Genomic DNA, 14,538 nt, shown 5'->3' with positions numbered 1-14,538 from the left:
TCAATTGTAATACGGAAAGCGCTTGCGGACCATGACTTAGAACCGGGAAACCCCGTTCATGCCGAGCGGATTCTTCACGATTTCGTGATCACCGCTCGGCAATCGAGAACCGTCATAGCCTCAACGAGAGACCCGGGCCGTGCGCCGCACGCTGACGTGGCTTTCCACTGTTGGCGGCTGCATGCGAAGCGGACAGGCATACGAGCCCAATGCGACACAGTCAATTGCTAGTTGCGGCGTGCGGATGCCCCCGGCCTCGCCACGGCAAGCAGGAGCTCCCCGAGCAGATTCACACCTGGAACCACCTCTGCGACGCGCGAGACGTACGGGCGAAGCGCGATCGAACGACTGACATACGGAATCCAAATACCAAATGGACTCACCGAGACGCTCGAGAAGACTTCAGCAATCTCTTGTTTGAACTCCGAGCGTCCAAAGGCTTGAAAGAAAATCCCATTACTGTAGGTCGACACCTTCGGCGCTTGGCTCAATGCATCGCGCAAATGATAGTGGTGCGCTGTGGCGATGTATCGACCGTTCGGTGCGAGAGCGTCGCAGACCATGCGAGACGACGCGAGCCTGAGTTCGCGACTCGGGAGGTTCGAATACAAAGTCGACAGTGCGAGGTCGAAGCGTCCTGGTGCCGTCTTGAAAGTGCTAACATCGGCGCGCACGAGAGCGACTTCACCATCGGAATCTGGCAACTTCGTTGCGTTGAGTACCAACGCGTCGCGTGAGAAGTCAGTCGCGAGCACGCGGGCACCCGCCGCGACAAGGCGGCGGGTATACGGTCCCTTGCCGCAACCAATCTCGAGAACTGTTTGTTTGCGAACGTTCCCCATCGGGATCAGCGTACGCGCAATTTCATTGCGTTCGCGGTTACTGTCGGGTGGGCTGTTGCTCAGCAACAGCTTCCGGGAATCTTCATCGCGGGCATCCATTTCCCTGGAATTGACGGGATCTGCCGGCCGGTCATCGCCGAGGAGGTCGAGGATCCCATGCTCGACCTGAAATTCAGACGCGCAGGTCGCGCAGATGAGAGATCCGTTCAGGATCTGAGATGCCTCATTGCACGCAGCACTCGGCAGCAAGGTGCCGCCGTCGGCGGGGCACCGAACCAATTCGAGCATCGAGCTTGGGAATCCCGAGTACATCGACTCCTCCGAATGCAAGGAACGGTTGGTCATACCAACAACGCCCGATTCGCGCGGCGATTGGCGGGTGTCGGTCGAGTCTGCTAGCAAGCTGCGGGCCGGAATGTGCTAGGGATATGAGTTCTGATCAACCTCGCGCCAACGCTCCCGCGTAAGCCGCGGCCGATTCGTTACAGTGGTCCGCGAATTGTTATCCAGTCCCAGGACGCCGTGCGATGTCGCACTTATGTCAGTTCATCGTTTTGTCACAACAGCCATCAGCCATTGTCATCCAGGCGATGACTCCAGATAGCGCGGACATCCGGGTGGCGACGCCACACATACCAGGCCATCACGATGACCGCGATGAGGTTGCCGATTGCGACCTGATACCACGCGAGCTCACCGAGGGCCGAGTGCTCGAGGATTGCAACGAGGCCGGTAAAACCGCCTTCGAAGACAGCGAACAACATCAGCGCCAGCATCAGAAGACTTGGCTGCTTCTTCGCGCTATGCATCAAAAAGACGACGACCACGCCGAATAGTGCGAACAGGATGAAGTGAATCGGCGTATAGAGGGCCGCGAGCAGCAGTCGATTTGGCCCCTCGGATGCCGCGATCGGATCCGGCACGTGTAGAACCATCGCACCGAGCAGCGCGGGCGTATGCAGCGCGCGACCCGCGATGCCGTCGACGATCAAGAACCAGAGCGCGACTGCCAGCGCGCCCAGCCCTCCCGCGATGACACCTTCTCGAAGTGTCGAGTGCGCCGGCCCCACGGGGCGGACGCTGGAGTACGCCGAAACGGACATAGCTAGTGGCCCGGCATGGGTACCCTACCGCGAAGCGCACGTCGCATACCGGCCGGCCTCTTTGCCTCACGAATTCGCTCTGTCGCTTCGCAATCGTCGCCCGTAGGTTCGCGTATCCGCACCTGAGAGCACGCACGTGACGACGTTTAACGATCGCTTATATCACCGGACCTGGAGCGGGCGTTGCGCAGCCGTGGCTCTCACGTTGTTATCGACAATTGCGGATGCGCAGATCAACGCGAATCGATCCGCCGAGCCGGTGCTGCCGTTCACGGTGACGCAGGTGGCGCCCTTCCAATTGCCGTGGCGCATTGCATTTCTCCCCGATGGCCGGATGCTGATCACGGAAAAAATGGGCGCACTGTGGTTGGTGACGCAGGACGGTGTGAAAACACCGGTCACGAACCTGCCGCGCTCCGAGTTCCTCGGGAACACTCGAGGATATCTAGACAACGGCGGCATGCTCGGCGTCTACATATCGCCGAAGTACGCGACTGATCACAACATCTACCTCACCTATTCAGAGCCAGGCCCACCGGTCGGGTCGGGGCTCGCGCTGGCGCGTGCCCGTCTGTCGATCGCCGATGGCAAAGCGAGCCTCGAAGGACTTCAGGTGATCTGGCATGATGGCGCGCGCGGGAAAGGCGGACAGGTCGGCGGCGCAGTCGCCTTTTCTCCCGACGGGCAGTTCCTGTTCTTAGCGCTCGGCGATCGCAACCGCATTACCCCGGCGCAGGATCCGAATCAGCCAGTTGGCAAGATTCTCCGGCTAACGCTCGACGGAAAGCCGGCGCCGGGCAATCCGCAGGCGGGCAAGACCGGTGCGAAGGCGGTCGACATCATCGATTGGCAAAACGACACCGATGGCGCGACGAATGCGCCCGCGATGTACACCTACACATTTCCCGACGACAACCTGACGCCGTCGGAGACGTGGAGCAGCGGTCATCGCACGCCCTATGGTCTGGTGTTCACGCCCGACGGCCGACTGTGGGAGCTCGAGCACGGACCGGCCGGCGGCGACGAGCTGAATGTGATCGAGCCAGGCAAGAACTACGGTTGGCCGCTGGTGTCGTACGGGAGACACTACAACGGCAAAGTGATTCCGCATCCGGATACGCGGCCCGATCTGGCGAAGCCGGTGCTGTACTGGACGCCGGTGATCGCGCCCGGAAATCTCGCGCTCTACAACGGCGCGATGTTCCCGCAGTGGAACGGCTCGGGTCTGATCGCCGGCCTGGGCTCGCGATCGTTGAGCCGAATCACGTTCGATGGCAAGGGTGGCGCGATGCCGGCGGAGCGTTGGAATCTTGGCCACGAGATTCGCGACGTGGCGGTTGGTCCGGACGGCGCGGTGTGGCTGTTGGTCAACGAGATCCGCGGCGGGCTGCTTCGTCTCACGCCCGCGCCACCGCCACGCGATTGACCTCGCCATGAAATTCATCGCAGTTCATTTCACGTGCGACACGGAATCTGTCGTATCTCACTCCTAACTCACCGCAGGTGCGCGTGCTCATCGTTCACGTCCACATCCATGTGCACCCCGATGCCGTCGAGGCGTTCGTCGCTGCCACGCAGGAGAATGCACGGCACAGTATCCGCGAACCCGGGATCATGCGCTTCGACCTGCTTCGCCAGAGCGATGATCCAACGCACTTCGTGCTGGTCGAGATCTATCGCGGTCCCGAGGATCCGGCGAAGCACAAAGACACCGCGCACTATGTGAAGTGGCGTGATACGGTCGCGCCGATGATGGCCGAACCACGACGCGGCGTGCGCTACGACGCGCTCACTCCGGACTCTTCGTCCCTCGAGTGAATGTAGATTTTGCCGGTTCGCGGCGAGCCATTGATTCAATCCCGCATCGAGAGCGCCGCGAAACTAAACGTGGGGCATTCGACTCTCGTCGAACGCCCCACGTAATCGATCTCGCGCGGCGACCGGTTATCCCGCCGCGTTCACCATGTCGAAGATCGGCAGGTACATCGCGATGACCATGCCGCCAACCACGACGCCGAGGAACACGATCATCACCGGTTCCATCAACGCGAGCAAGCCGCTGACCGCCGCATCGACTTCTTCATCGTAGAAGTCCGCGATCTTCGTGAGCATTTCGTCGAGACCACCAGTCTGCTCACCGACCGAGATCATCGAGATGACCATCGGCGGGAACACCTGCGACTTCTTGAGCGGCGCAGCGATCGTCTCACCGCCGGCGATCGACGCACGCGATTCCATGATCGCGTCCTGAATGACGCGGTTGCCCGACGTCTTCGCCGTGATTTCCAGTCCGTCGAGAATCGAGACACCCGACGAAATCAGCGTGCCGAGCGTACGCGTGAAGCGCGACACCGCCGACTTACGCAGCACGTCGCCCAACACCGGCGCCTTCAGCATCAATCGGTCGATCGTCAGCTTGCCGCCAGGCGTCGCGTAATAGCGACGGAGCACGAATACGCCGCCAACAGCGCCGCCAACCACGACCCACCAGTACGTCTTGAGCGCGTGCGACAGCCCGATGACGATTCGCGTCGGCAGCGGAAGCGCGATATGCGCGCTCTCGAACATCGATTGGAACGTTGGAATGACGAAGATCAAGAGCACCGTGATGGCGATTGCCGCCACGCTCATGATCACGCCCGGGTAAATCATGGCGCCCTTCACCTTTCGGATGAGGGCGTCGTTCTTTTCCATGAAGACCGCGAGGCGCATCAGGATGGTATCGAGAATACCGCCCGCCTCACCGGCCGCCACCATGTTGACGTACAGCTCTGAGAACGCCTTCGGATGCTTGCGCAGTGCATCGGCGACGGTGTTTCCAGACTCGACGTCGAACACGACCTGGCGCGTCACATCCTTGAGCGCCGGGTTTTCACTCTGTTGCGCGAGAATGTCGAGCGCCTGCACCAGCGGCAGGCCGGAGTTGATCATCGTCGAGAACTGTCGCGTGAAGATGACGATGTCGCGCATCTTCACGGAGCCGAGGCTCTTCTTCTTCTGCGCGGAGCCCTCGTCGATCTTCACGACGTTCAGGCGCTGCTGCCTGAGTTGCTTGATGACCTCGTCGCGATTCGGCGCGTCGATCGTCGCCGATTTTAACTCGCCGTTGACGGCGCGGGCAGTGTACGTGAATTGCGGCATCGGGCCTCGAGGATTCTTCGGTCGCTGAGCGCTCGACGGCGAGCGCGAACAATGAATGCGACGGGGTAGCGTCTATTCGACGACTAACCAACGGCAAACATTACGAGTTTCGGCACGTTGCGAAGAAAGCAAAACGACCCCGTGAGCTACATCACAACGCACTCGCGACCTAGCGCATCAACTACCGCTTTCCGCCGCCCACCGCCGCAATTTTCCCCGTCGATTCGCCTTCCGCCGAGATGCCGATCATGCGCGTGAGCTCCGACTGATCGTGGCTGGCGCGAAGCACTTCTTCGAGCGCGACGACCTTGTTCATGTACAAGTTGTACAGCGAGTCGTTCATCGTGCACATGCCGTACTTCTTGCCCGACTGCATCATCGAATAGATCTGATGGATCTTGTCGTCGCGAATCAGGGCGCGAATTGCCGGCGTCACGACGAGAATCTCCGCGGCCATGGCGCGGCCCTTTCCAGTCGCACGCGGCAGTAGCGTCTGCGTGACGATGCCTTCGAGACAGAACGCGAGCTGCGCGCGTACCTGCGACTGCTGATGGCTCGGAAACACGTCGATGATGCGGTTGATCGCCTCGGCCGCGCTATTCGTGTGCAGCGTGGCGAACGCGAGGTGACCCGTTTCCGCGATCGTGAGGCCCGCCTGAATCGTTTCCAGATCGCGCATTTCGCCGATGAGGACGACGTCAGGATCCTGTCGCAGTGCGTACTTGAGCGCAGCCTGGAAGCTCTTCGTGTCGCTGCCGACTTCGCGCTGATTGACGATGCAGCTCTGGTGCTTGTGAATGAACTCGATCGGATCTTCGATCGTGATCATGTGTCCCTTCAGCTCCTTGTTGATCTTGTCGAGCATCGCTGCGAGCGTCGTCGACTTACCGGAGCCAGTGGGGCCGGTCACGAGGATCAAGCCTTTCGGCTTGTCGGCGAGATCGGCGATGACCTTGGGCAGCTGGAGCTGTTCGAACGTCTTGATGTTGAACGGAATCTGCCGAATGACCATCGACACACAGCCGCGCTGCTTGAAGCAGTTGCCGCGGAAGCGCGCGAGGTTCTGAATACCGAAAGAGAAATCGAGTTCGTCTTCGGTCTCGAAGCGCTTCTTTTGGTTTTCCGTCAGCACCGAATACGCGAGCTGCAGCGTGTCCTTCGGTTGCATGACGAAATCGACATTCGACCGCGTGATGTCGCCGTCGATGCGGAGCATCGGGCGTTCACCGGCGGTGATGTGAAGGTCGGACGCGCCCCGCTCGATGACTTCTTCGAGCAGTACGCGGAGATTGAGAGCGGATGCGCCGGGCGGGGTCGGTGCGGTCATCGAACCAGGGAAGACGTCGATAAGTTGATGACCGACCAGCGTTTACGTTCCTGCCGTCCCACGAAAACCCGGGGTGGCGCGCCGGCCGATCATCTAGGCCTACCTGTGGTAGACGACCTAGTCGTTCTGGCGTCTCGCGACTGCTTCCGAAACGGCGGCTCTTTGGGGACAGAGCGTCGCGCAGAGAGCGAGGCAGCGTAACGCCCTCCGCGGGACCTCTGGCAATACTGCCGGTACTGCTTGGCAGTATTGCCTAGGCTCCCGCTCCAGGCGTCACGCTGCCTCGCTCTCGTCTACCCTCTGCGTCAGACGGCGCCGCGATTCTCGCCTCGTGCGAATCCGACACGGCGACGCGCGCGTCGCTTGCCGTGGACAGTCCGCCGCCAACCCGCCTCGTCCCGGCGCGTGACGCCAGCACGAGTTCATCGCTCGCGCACCGGACGACCCGCGCGACACCCACTCCCCGATCGGCGCCGGCGCTCCGACGCCGAGCATGTTGCGAAATCCCTCGCGTCCCCCCGCGCGGAGCTGGCAACCGCAGAGAGCGAGGCGACGTGATGTCCGCAGCGGGAGCCGAGGCAATACTGCCGGCAGTTTCGGCAGTATTGCCAGCGGTCCCGCGGAGGACATCACGTCGCCTCGCTCTCCCCCGCTGCCAGCCCCAGCGCGGGCACGCGCTCGATTCGACCCATGATCAGGAGGAACAGCACGGCGCCGATCGGCCCCATCAGACCGACCATGATGTACACCGGCGTATACGAAAACCGATCGACGACGAAGCCGACGAGCAGCGTGAACAGCATGCTCGCAATTCCCGCTGACGTTCCGCCAATCCCGAACACCGACCCGACGTCCTGTTTCGGAAAACAGTCCGACGGAATGGTGTGGATGTTCGCGATCCAGCTCTGGAAACCGAAAGCGATCAGACTGATCGCAGCGATCGCCAGCGCATCGCTACGTGTCGACACGATCGTGAGCACGCCAATCGGCACGAGCGTCATGCTCGCGACCAAGACGCTCTTGCGCGCCGCATCCACGCTCCAGCCCCGGCGAATGAGCAAACTAGAAACCGCCCCGCCCGTGAGCGTGCCCACGTCGGCGAAGAGAAACGGAATCCACGCCAGCAGTCCGATCAACTGCAGCGTGAACCCACGCTCACTCTTCAGATAGTTCGGCAGCCACGAGATCAGGAACCACCAGATCGGATCGGTGAAGAAGCGCGCCGCGATCACGGCCCACACTTGCCGATATCCGAACAGCGACAGCCATGGACGACGGCGTCCGCCCTCCGAATCGCCAACCGCCTGCCCCGCGCGGATATACTCGCGTTCCTGTTTGGACAGCCACGGCTGCTTGTCGGGCGTGAAGAAGTAGAAGTACCACGCCACCATCAGCAGTGCCGACAAGCCCGCGCCAATGAAGAACGCATACCGCCAGCCATACGTCAGCGCGACGAACGCAATCACCGGCGGCGCCAGCACGGCACCGATCGTCGATCCGTTGTTGAAGATCGCCATCGCGAAGGCGCGTTCCTTCACCGGGAACCATTCTGCAACCGCTTTCGCCGCGCCAGGCCAGTTCCCCGCTTCACCAATGCCGAGCAAGAACCGGAAAGCACCAAGCGCGAACACAGTGGCCGCGATCGAATGCAGCATCGACGCGACAGTCCAAATGCCGACGAACAGCATGAAGCCGCGGCGCGTGCCGATGCGATCGAGAATCCGCCCCGACGCCGCTTGCGACAGCGTGTATCCCAACAGGAACATCGTGACGACGCGCGAGTAGCTCACGTTCGTCATGCCGAACGCCTCGCGAATCGTCGGCGCGAGCACCGACAGGGTCTGACGATCGATGTAGTTGATGACCGTCAGCATGCAGATCATGCCGATGATCACCCACCGAACACCACCGAATTGGTGCTCGCGCTCGTCGCTCATTGCGCCGAGAGGAAGTCTTCGCGGACTGGGGTGAACACGTCGATCAGCGTGCCGTCCTCGAGTGCGGTCACACCGTGCGGAATGTGCGGCTCGGCGAAGAAGCTGTCGCCCGCGCGCAGTTCGCGCTGCTCACCGCCCACCAACACGCTGAACCGGCCGCGCACCACGTACGTCGCTTGGCGATGCACGTGCGAGTGCACCGGGCCGATAGAGCCCTTGGTGAACTGTACCGACACCATCATCAACTCCGAATCGTATGCGAGGATCTGGCGACGAACACCGGGGCCGGTCGCCTCCCACCCATCCTCGAGCATTGGCGCGAACGGCGCGCCTCGGCGATCCACCGCGCTAGACAAAGTGCAGCCCACCGTTGATCTCGATCGACTCGCCATTCAGATACGACGATGCGTTCGACGCCAGGAACACCACAGCGTTGGCGACGTCCTGCGGAGTGCCTTCGCGCCCAACCGACGTGCGCGCGGCCGTTGCCTTGCGCGCTTCCGGCTTCGTGTGCTGATCGTGGAAGGTCGTATCGATCATGCCAGGCGACACGCAGTTGACGCGAATTTTCTTGCCCGACAGCTCCTTCGACATGCCACGGGTGAAGGTCAACACGGCACCCTTCGCCGACGCGTAGATCGCGCTGCCCGGGCCGCCGCCATCGCGCGCCGCGAGTGACGCGAGGTTGACGATCGTGCTGCCCTCGGGCATGAGCGGAGCGACGGCCTTCGTCACCAGGAACGTGCTCTTGAAGTTCACCGCCATCACGCTGTCGAAGAACTCTTCGTCCATCTCGTCGACGGTGCGACGCGCGATCAGGCCACCGGCATTGTTGACCAACAGGTCGATCGGTCTGCCGAACGCCATGCGCGCAACGTCGATCAGTCGCTTGATGTCGGCAGCTTTTGTCACGTCGGCCTGAACGGCGATGGCACGACCGCCGCGACTCGTGATCTCCTCGACGACCGCCTTCGCCGCGTCGCTGCTGCTGTTGTAGTTGATCACGACCGACGCGCCACACTCGGCGAGCGCCAGCGACACGGCGCGACCAATGTCTCGTCCGCCGCCGGTGACCAACGCGGTCCGTCCCTTCAGATCTATTTGCATGATTCGATTTGTCTGAGTCAAAGTTCTGAAATCAGTGCTGCAATCCGGTGACCGCGACGTTCCCCGTCCATTCGTACGTCTGGCCGCCAACAAGTACGCGGTGCTTCGCGACGGAGGACGCCGCGCCATTGTTGACCATGACCGTCCATTTGAGGCCGCCGGTGCCCGTTACTTCGGCGACGGTGCCTTCGGGGGTTGACGCGAGAACGCGAATGCCCTGAATCACGCCCCGAGCATTCGCCGATCGCTCTTCCAACTCGCTGAAGTAGCCGTGCGGCTCGACCACTGACGCGAAGGTCTGATCGGCTCCGCGCTGCCGAACGATCATCAGCGGTTCGGCGATCAGGTTGAAATTCGGATCGCCTGCACCTGTGCGTCCGAGAATCAACTGCGCGCCGGACTCCGCGGCCGACGTGATCGTGTAATAACGGTGACCCGCCAGCCATGTCATGCGCACCGCACTATCCGCGGGTCCGCTCGCCTCGTTCCAAATGTGCTGATAGCCGGCCTTCGCGCCCAACGCCTTCTGCTCGGTCGTGTGGGCGTCGTACTTCACGTTCGTGGCGATCAACTGGCCGCGGAAGTGCAACGGATAGTCGTACGTGTGGTTCGCCTGACTGGTCAGACGATAGAGATCGACGACAACGGGATTGGGCAGTCGAGCGTCGCGCACCAAGAGCATCGTACGCTGCATTCCAACGCCATCGTAGTAGCCGTCGGCACGCGCGCTCATCGCTTGGACGCTTGGATTGCTCGCATCGAAGAAGTGGCGCTGCGCGGCTTTCTTCTCGTCCGCCTGATAGTTGCCGGCACTCTGCGTCAGCTCGTCTACGACGACCGTGTTGTGTGCGATCGTCTGCTTGGCGTATGAGTCGTTCTCCGGCAGATATCGACCGCCGTACTTCGGCTCGATGTTGATCCACCGGCTGAAGCCGTAGTCGGGAACGACTTCGGTGCCCGCATCGAAGAACATGAAGTGCAGCTTGTCGAAGTGGCCGTGCCCCTGACCGTGCACGCCGTACTTCATGAGCAGCATCGTCGCATCGGCGCCGGAGCCCGAACGCAGAATACCAAGTCCGCCCTGCGTTCCTTCCGGACCGTCGGTTAACTCCACACTCGGCCACGCCACTTTCGGCGCCGAGGATCGTGCCGCGAGATCGCGTGCGACTTTGAGTCCACCACCGGACAGAATCACCTGCTGCTGAATCGCCGCTTCTCCGAGCAGGTTGGCGTCGGCGCCGTAGTGACCGTACGCGAGATCGACGGCGAGCACTGCTTCCGGCGTCGTGATGTCCATCGTGCGCGACGCATCGTTGATCGGCGCGAACACGCCGTTCGGGAAGGTCGTCTGTAGCGCCGCGTACAATCCCTTCTTGAGAATGCCGCTACGGTACTCGTAGATGCGCAGGTCGGGCTGATTGTTGTTGATCGCTTCGGCGAACTGATAGAACGGCATCAGCGCGTAGCGGATGTAGTACGGACCTTCCGAGTAGTAGCCGTCCGGCGAGAAGAGGAGATCGAGCTGGCGCAGGAAACCGCCCGTCTTGTCGCGCTTCGTGCCATAGATGGCGCGATTCACGTACGACGTGTCGTGCATGACATATCCGATCATGCCAACGGCGGCGTCGGCCCACGTGCCGTGATTGTGGATCCGATCGAACTCCTTCGCCTGTGTCACTGAGAGCCAATCGGCCATGTTGCGAAAGACATTCTTCTCGAAACGCGCGCGCTCGGCGGGTTTGAGCCAGTCGTAGACGCAGTCGTACGCGATCGACGTCGCGACGAGCCAGTTCGCTTCGTTGAGCGATTGGTGAAACAGCTTACCCGGCGCCTGATCCTGCGCCAGCGGATGTGCCGGCAGCGTTGGATACAACACGGCGTACTTCTCGAGCATGTCGCGCACGAACGCTGCGTACTTCGCGTCGCCCGTGATCTGATACAGCTCACCTGCCAACTGCATCTCGCGGTAGTTCTGTTTATGCCGCTCGTGCGCATAGCCGCCGGCTTCGCCGGGCTGCGGGACATCGATCGGATGCGCTAATGCCGCGCCAACGGTTTGCTTTGCCACGGCTATCGAAGCCGCGAGCAGCGGATACTTCGCTGCGTTGGCGCGAATTGCCGCCACGTCGCGCGGCGTCAGAAGTACGCTGGGGTGTTGTTGGGCTCTTGCTGCTGCAGGAACACACAGCAGCGCGAGCAAGGCTATCACACGTCGCACGAACAATCCTCTGGAGTTGAACGACTACGGATACAGCAGCGCGCTTCGGTCGGCGCGCACGATGTTCTGCGGCAGCGACTTCAGCACGGCACGATAGCTGTCGCCGCCAAACACGGTCGTGGCGCGACGAAGATGAATGACAGTTTCATCGAGTCCGACTGTCGCGATCTCCTGCCCCGGCCATGCCTTCGGGTCGGCGGCGTACTTCGCCAGGTTGTCGATCGCCTTGCGTAGACTGCCGCCTTCCGGCGCCTGGTAGTTCCACAGATCCACGCCGAGTAGGCGACCGATCTCCGCGACGCGCGACAGCGCTTCGACGTTGAAGCCGCTGTAGTGCATCGACTTCGTGCGCTCGAGCTCCAGCGGCTGCTCCCCGGCGGGGGTGATCTGCCAACCGACACGCGCCTTCGCGTCCATCGCGATCTGGCGCGCCTTTGCCGTGTCGCCGACGAACATGGCCATCGTTGCCGTCTGCGCAGCGAACCACGAGCCGTGATTGTTCTTCGCGTCGTGCTCGTGTTTCCCGTTCGGCGACGTCAGCAACCACTTCAGGTAGTCCGACATCCATCGCTGCATGCCGCGCTGATCGGCGTCGGTCCACGATGAGCTTCCCTGCAGCAGTCCGATCGCATCGATGACTTCGACGAATCCTCGCGTGTCGACGATGCCGCTGCCGCGCTCTTCCGGATTGCCGCGCACGAGCTGCGCGAACCGGAGATGCGGCGTCATCGCCGTCGCTGAATCGAGAAACCACGTGCGCAACTGCTCCGCAGCCCGCGCGGCGTACTTCTCGTTCCCACTGAGGTAGTACGCCAGCGCGAGTGCGCTCACATGCTCGCTCATCGCCGCGACACGCGGCTGATCGAGATCGCGCTTGCTCTCCGGATTCGTTACGCCGTCATGGCGCACGTACGGCAGGCCGTCGGCCTTCGTGCTATCCGGCCACCAGTATGGACTGAGGCTCAGGTAGTCGTGCTTGTTTCCAGTCGGCGGAAGCTGTGTGTGCTTATCCGTCACCGCGACGAGTGGCGCCGCGAGTGCGACGTCCGCTTGACGTGACAGCTTGTCCATCGCTGGCCTGAGCGTCGCGTCTCCTGCACGCACGCGGGCGCGCACCGACACGAGTGACTCGGCCCTCATCGTTGCGAACACACGCGGCGGCGCGTTCGGACTCTGCGCGAGCGCGGCGCCTGCCGCGAACAGCAGGCACGAGCTCGTGATCAACTGCTGCAGCATTACGGCGTTCCCGTTGACGGCTTACAGATGCCGTCATCCCAACCCGCGTTCTGCGTCAGCAGCGGATTGAGCGTGCACGCCAACACCGGAATCGGATACAGCTTCCACTTATCGCCGATCGGACGCGCATCGAACTTCTCGACGCTGCTCGTGAACGGACTCTTATTGGCGTTCGCGATCGTCGCCATGTTCGCTTCGATACGCGCCTTCGACCACGCCCAGTTGCGACGGCTGTCGAATACACCGTGTCCTTCCATCGCGAGCTCGTATCGGCGCTCGAGGAAGACGCTGTCGCGGAACGCAGCTGCGCTCAAGCCGGCGGTCAGGTTCGGAATCTTCGCGCGGGCACGAACGAGGTTCACCGCCGCATAGGCCTCAGCCGTCGGACCCGTCGTCGCATCGATCGCCTCGGCAAAACCGAGCAGCGCGTCGGCATAGCGGAGGTACGGATAGTCGATGCCGCCAGCGCCGTTCGACGGCGCGAGCAGATCGACGTACTTGCGCGGCACCGGGCCCGTCGAGCCGTAGCTCGTCGCGGCCTGAATGCCCGATGTCCACGCCCACGTCACCGTCTTGCCGCCGGCGACGAGCGACGTCATCCACGTACCCGCCTTGCGAATGTCCGTCGCGTTGTACGAATCGTAGAACGGACGCTCGGCTTGGAACTGATTCTGTGCACCGGCCGCGTAGATCACCGGGCTGGTGATCGGCGCGAACCACTGATCGAGATAGCCGCCCTGATTCGTCGCGCGAATGTTCTGCATCGACCAGATCACTTCGGGACTCGTCTCGTTCGTTCCGTCGAACAGACTCGCGTAGTTCGCATCGAGCGTGTATCCCAGCGTCTGCACCGTGCGGAATGCGTCGGCCGCCTTCTGATAGTCCGAAGCCGCACCAGCACCCGTTCCGGCTGCCTGCAGATACGCCTTACCCAACAGCGTGAGCGCCGCACCCTTGGTCGCGCGACCGAAGTCCGTCGCCGGCCAGGTATTGGGCAGGACTGCCGCGGCGTCGGTGAGATCCTTCTCGATCTGCGTCCACGTTTCCGCCGCTGTCGCGCGAGCGATGTTGTCGCCGGCGATCGCCGTCGTCTCGGTGAGCTTGAGCGGCACACCACCAAAGAGGCCGGCGAGGAAGTAGTAGTGGAGCGCGCGGAGGAACTTGGCTTCGCCAACAATCTGCCGACGGCGCACCGTATCCATCGCGATCGCCGGCACTCGGCTGATCACGGTGTTCGCGCGGTTGATGCCGAAGTACGCCGCCTGCCACACCGTGGGCAGATAGGCGTGCGACGACGAGAATTGCGAGTGAAAATCGCCGATCATGCTGCGTTCGTTCGCCGCGCTGAGTCGGCTCGTCGACACTTCAGTCGGATACTCGATCAACATGAACATGTTGCGACCGAAGTAGTCCGAGTTCGACTGCGGCGACGGGAGGTCGACGAACGTCGCGTACGCCGACGTCAGCGCTGAGATTGCGTCGTTCGCATTGCGATAGAAATTGACCGGCGACACGATGTCGGCGGGACTCTCCGTGAGGAATCCCTGGTCACGACACGCCGCCGCAACGGCTGCGACCGCCACAAAGGGCAGGACGCGCGCGAGAGAGCGAATTGTGGTCATATGCG

The 14,538-nt window shown here is 62.1% G+C and carries 12 protein-coding genes; 2 read left to right on the top strand and 10 right to left on the bottom strand.

Going from position 1 to position 14,538, the window contains the following annotated elements; all coding sequences use genetic code 11:
- Positions 1–227: 227 nt before the first annotated feature.
- Positions 228–1,154, bottom strand: coding sequence for a class I SAM-dependent methyltransferase (locus AC6H4Z_RS05430; protein ID WP_497545719.1), 927 nt, complete (start codon positions 1,152–1,154; stop codon positions 228–230).
- 257 nt (positions 1,155–1,411) lie between these two features.
- A complete protein-coding gene (locus AC6H4Z_RS05425) occupies positions 1,412–1,945 on the bottom strand; it encodes a hypothetical protein (RefSeq protein ID WP_497545718.1) in 534 nt (177 codons plus the stop codon).
- A 136-nt stretch (positions 1,946–2,081) separates the two neighbouring features.
- Here AC6H4Z_RS05425 and AC6H4Z_RS05420 point away from each other — a divergent pair, with 136 nt between their 5' ends.
- Complete coding sequence (locus tag AC6H4Z_RS05420) at positions 2,082–3,371, top strand: PQQ-dependent sugar dehydrogenase (RefSeq protein WP_497545717.1); 1,290 nt, start codon at positions 2,082–2,084, stop codon at positions 3,369–3,371.
- Positions 3,372–3,448: 77 nt separating this feature from the next.
- Positions 3,449–3,763, top strand: coding sequence for a putative quinol monooxygenase (locus tag AC6H4Z_RS05415; protein WP_497545716.1), 315 nt, complete (start codon positions 3,449–3,451; stop codon positions 3,761–3,763).
- A gap of 126 nt (positions 3,764–3,889) precedes the next feature.
- On the opposite strand, the gene AC6H4Z_RS05410 is transcribed toward AC6H4Z_RS05415, so the two are convergent.
- The 8 genes from AC6H4Z_RS05410 to AC6H4Z_RS05375 form a co-directional block, all read right to left on the bottom strand.
- Complete coding sequence (locus tag AC6H4Z_RS05410) at positions 3,890–5,086, bottom strand: type II secretion system F family protein (RefSeq protein WP_497545715.1); 1,197 nt, start codon at positions 5,084–5,086, stop codon at positions 3,890–3,892.
- Between the two features lie 181 nt (positions 5,087–5,267).
- Complete coding sequence (locus AC6H4Z_RS05405; protein ID WP_497545714.1) at positions 5,268–6,413, bottom strand: type IV pilus twitching motility protein PilT; 1,146 nt, start codon at positions 6,411–6,413, stop codon at positions 5,268–5,270.
- Between the two features lie 629 nt (positions 6,414–7,042).
- Complete coding sequence (locus tag AC6H4Z_RS05400; RefSeq protein WP_497545713.1) at positions 7,043–8,350, bottom strand: MFS transporter; 1,308 nt, start codon at positions 8,348–8,350, stop codon at positions 7,043–7,045.
- Positions 8,347–8,694: a cupin domain-containing protein gene (locus tag AC6H4Z_RS05395; protein ID WP_497545712.1), complete on the bottom strand. Its 348-nt coding sequence runs from the start codon at positions 8,692–8,694 to the stop codon at positions 8,347–8,349. Before AC6H4Z_RS05395 ends, AC6H4Z_RS05400 begins: the two co-directional genes overlap by 4 nt.
- A 4-nt stretch (positions 8,695–8,698) precedes the next feature.
- Positions 8,699–9,457 (bottom strand): SDR family NAD(P)-dependent oxidoreductase, encoded by a 759-nt coding sequence (locus tag AC6H4Z_RS05390; protein WP_497545711.1) that lies wholly within the window; start codon positions 9,455–9,457, stop codon positions 8,699–8,701.
- Positions 9,458–9,488: 31 nt separating this feature from the next.
- Positions 9,489–11,675, bottom strand: a complete 2,187-nt coding sequence (locus tag AC6H4Z_RS05385; protein WP_497545710.1) for a heparinase II/III domain-containing protein — start codon at positions 11,673–11,675, stop codon at positions 9,489–9,491.
- A 24-nt stretch (positions 11,676–11,699) separates the two neighbouring features.
- The gene (locus AC6H4Z_RS05380) at positions 11,700–12,911 is read right to left on the bottom strand and encodes an alginate lyase family protein (RefSeq protein ID WP_497545709.1); all 1,212 of its coding nucleotides are present in this window, start codon (positions 12,909–12,911) and stop codon (positions 11,700–11,702) included.
- Positions 12,911–14,533, bottom strand: a complete 1,623-nt coding sequence (locus AC6H4Z_RS05375; RefSeq protein WP_497545708.1) for a RagB/SusD family nutrient uptake outer membrane protein — start codon at positions 14,531–14,533, stop codon at positions 12,911–12,913. The genes AC6H4Z_RS05380 and AC6H4Z_RS05375 overlap by 1 nt, the downstream gene beginning before the upstream one ends.
- Positions 14,534–14,538 lie beyond the last annotated feature (5 nt).

The sequence above is a fragment of the Leucogemmata humicola genome, assembly GCF_055379415.1.
The sequence above is the reverse complement of the archived record's forward strand: the minus strand, read 5'-3'. Positions and strand labels throughout refer to the sequence as shown.

Excerpts from the sequence above, each read along its gene's own strand:
- AC6H4Z_RS05430 (WP_497545719.1), bottom strand. The coding sequence starts at position 1,154 with ATGTACTCGGGATTCCCAAGCTCGATGCTCGAATTGGTTCGGTGCCCC.
- AC6H4Z_RS05425 (WP_497545718.1), bottom strand. The coding sequence starts at position 1,945 with ATGTCCGTTTCGGCGTACTCCAGCGTCCGCCCCGTGGGGCCGGCGCAC.
- AC6H4Z_RS05410 (WP_497545715.1), bottom strand. The coding sequence starts at position 5,086 with ATGCCGCAATTCACGTACACTGCCCGCGCCGTCAACGGCGAGTTAAAA.
- AC6H4Z_RS05405 (WP_497545714.1), bottom strand. The coding sequence starts at position 6,413 with ATGACCGCACCGACCCCGCCCGGCGCATCCGCTCTCAATCTCCGCGTA.
- AC6H4Z_RS05400 (WP_497545713.1), bottom strand. The coding sequence starts at position 8,350 with ATGAGCGACGAGCGCGAGCACCAATTCGGTGGTGTTCGGTGGGTGATC.
- AC6H4Z_RS05390 (WP_497545711.1), bottom strand. The coding sequence starts at position 9,457 with ATGCAAATAGATCTGAAGGGACGGACCGCGTTGGTCACCGGCGGCGGA.
- AC6H4Z_RS05380 (WP_497545709.1), bottom strand. The coding sequence starts at position 12,911 with ATGCTGCAGCAGTTGATCACGAGCTCGTGCCTGCTGTTCGCGGCAGGC.
- AC6H4Z_RS05375 (WP_497545708.1), bottom strand. The coding sequence starts at position 14,533 with ATGACCACAATTCGCTCTCTCGCGCGCGTCCTGCCCTTTGTGGCGGTC.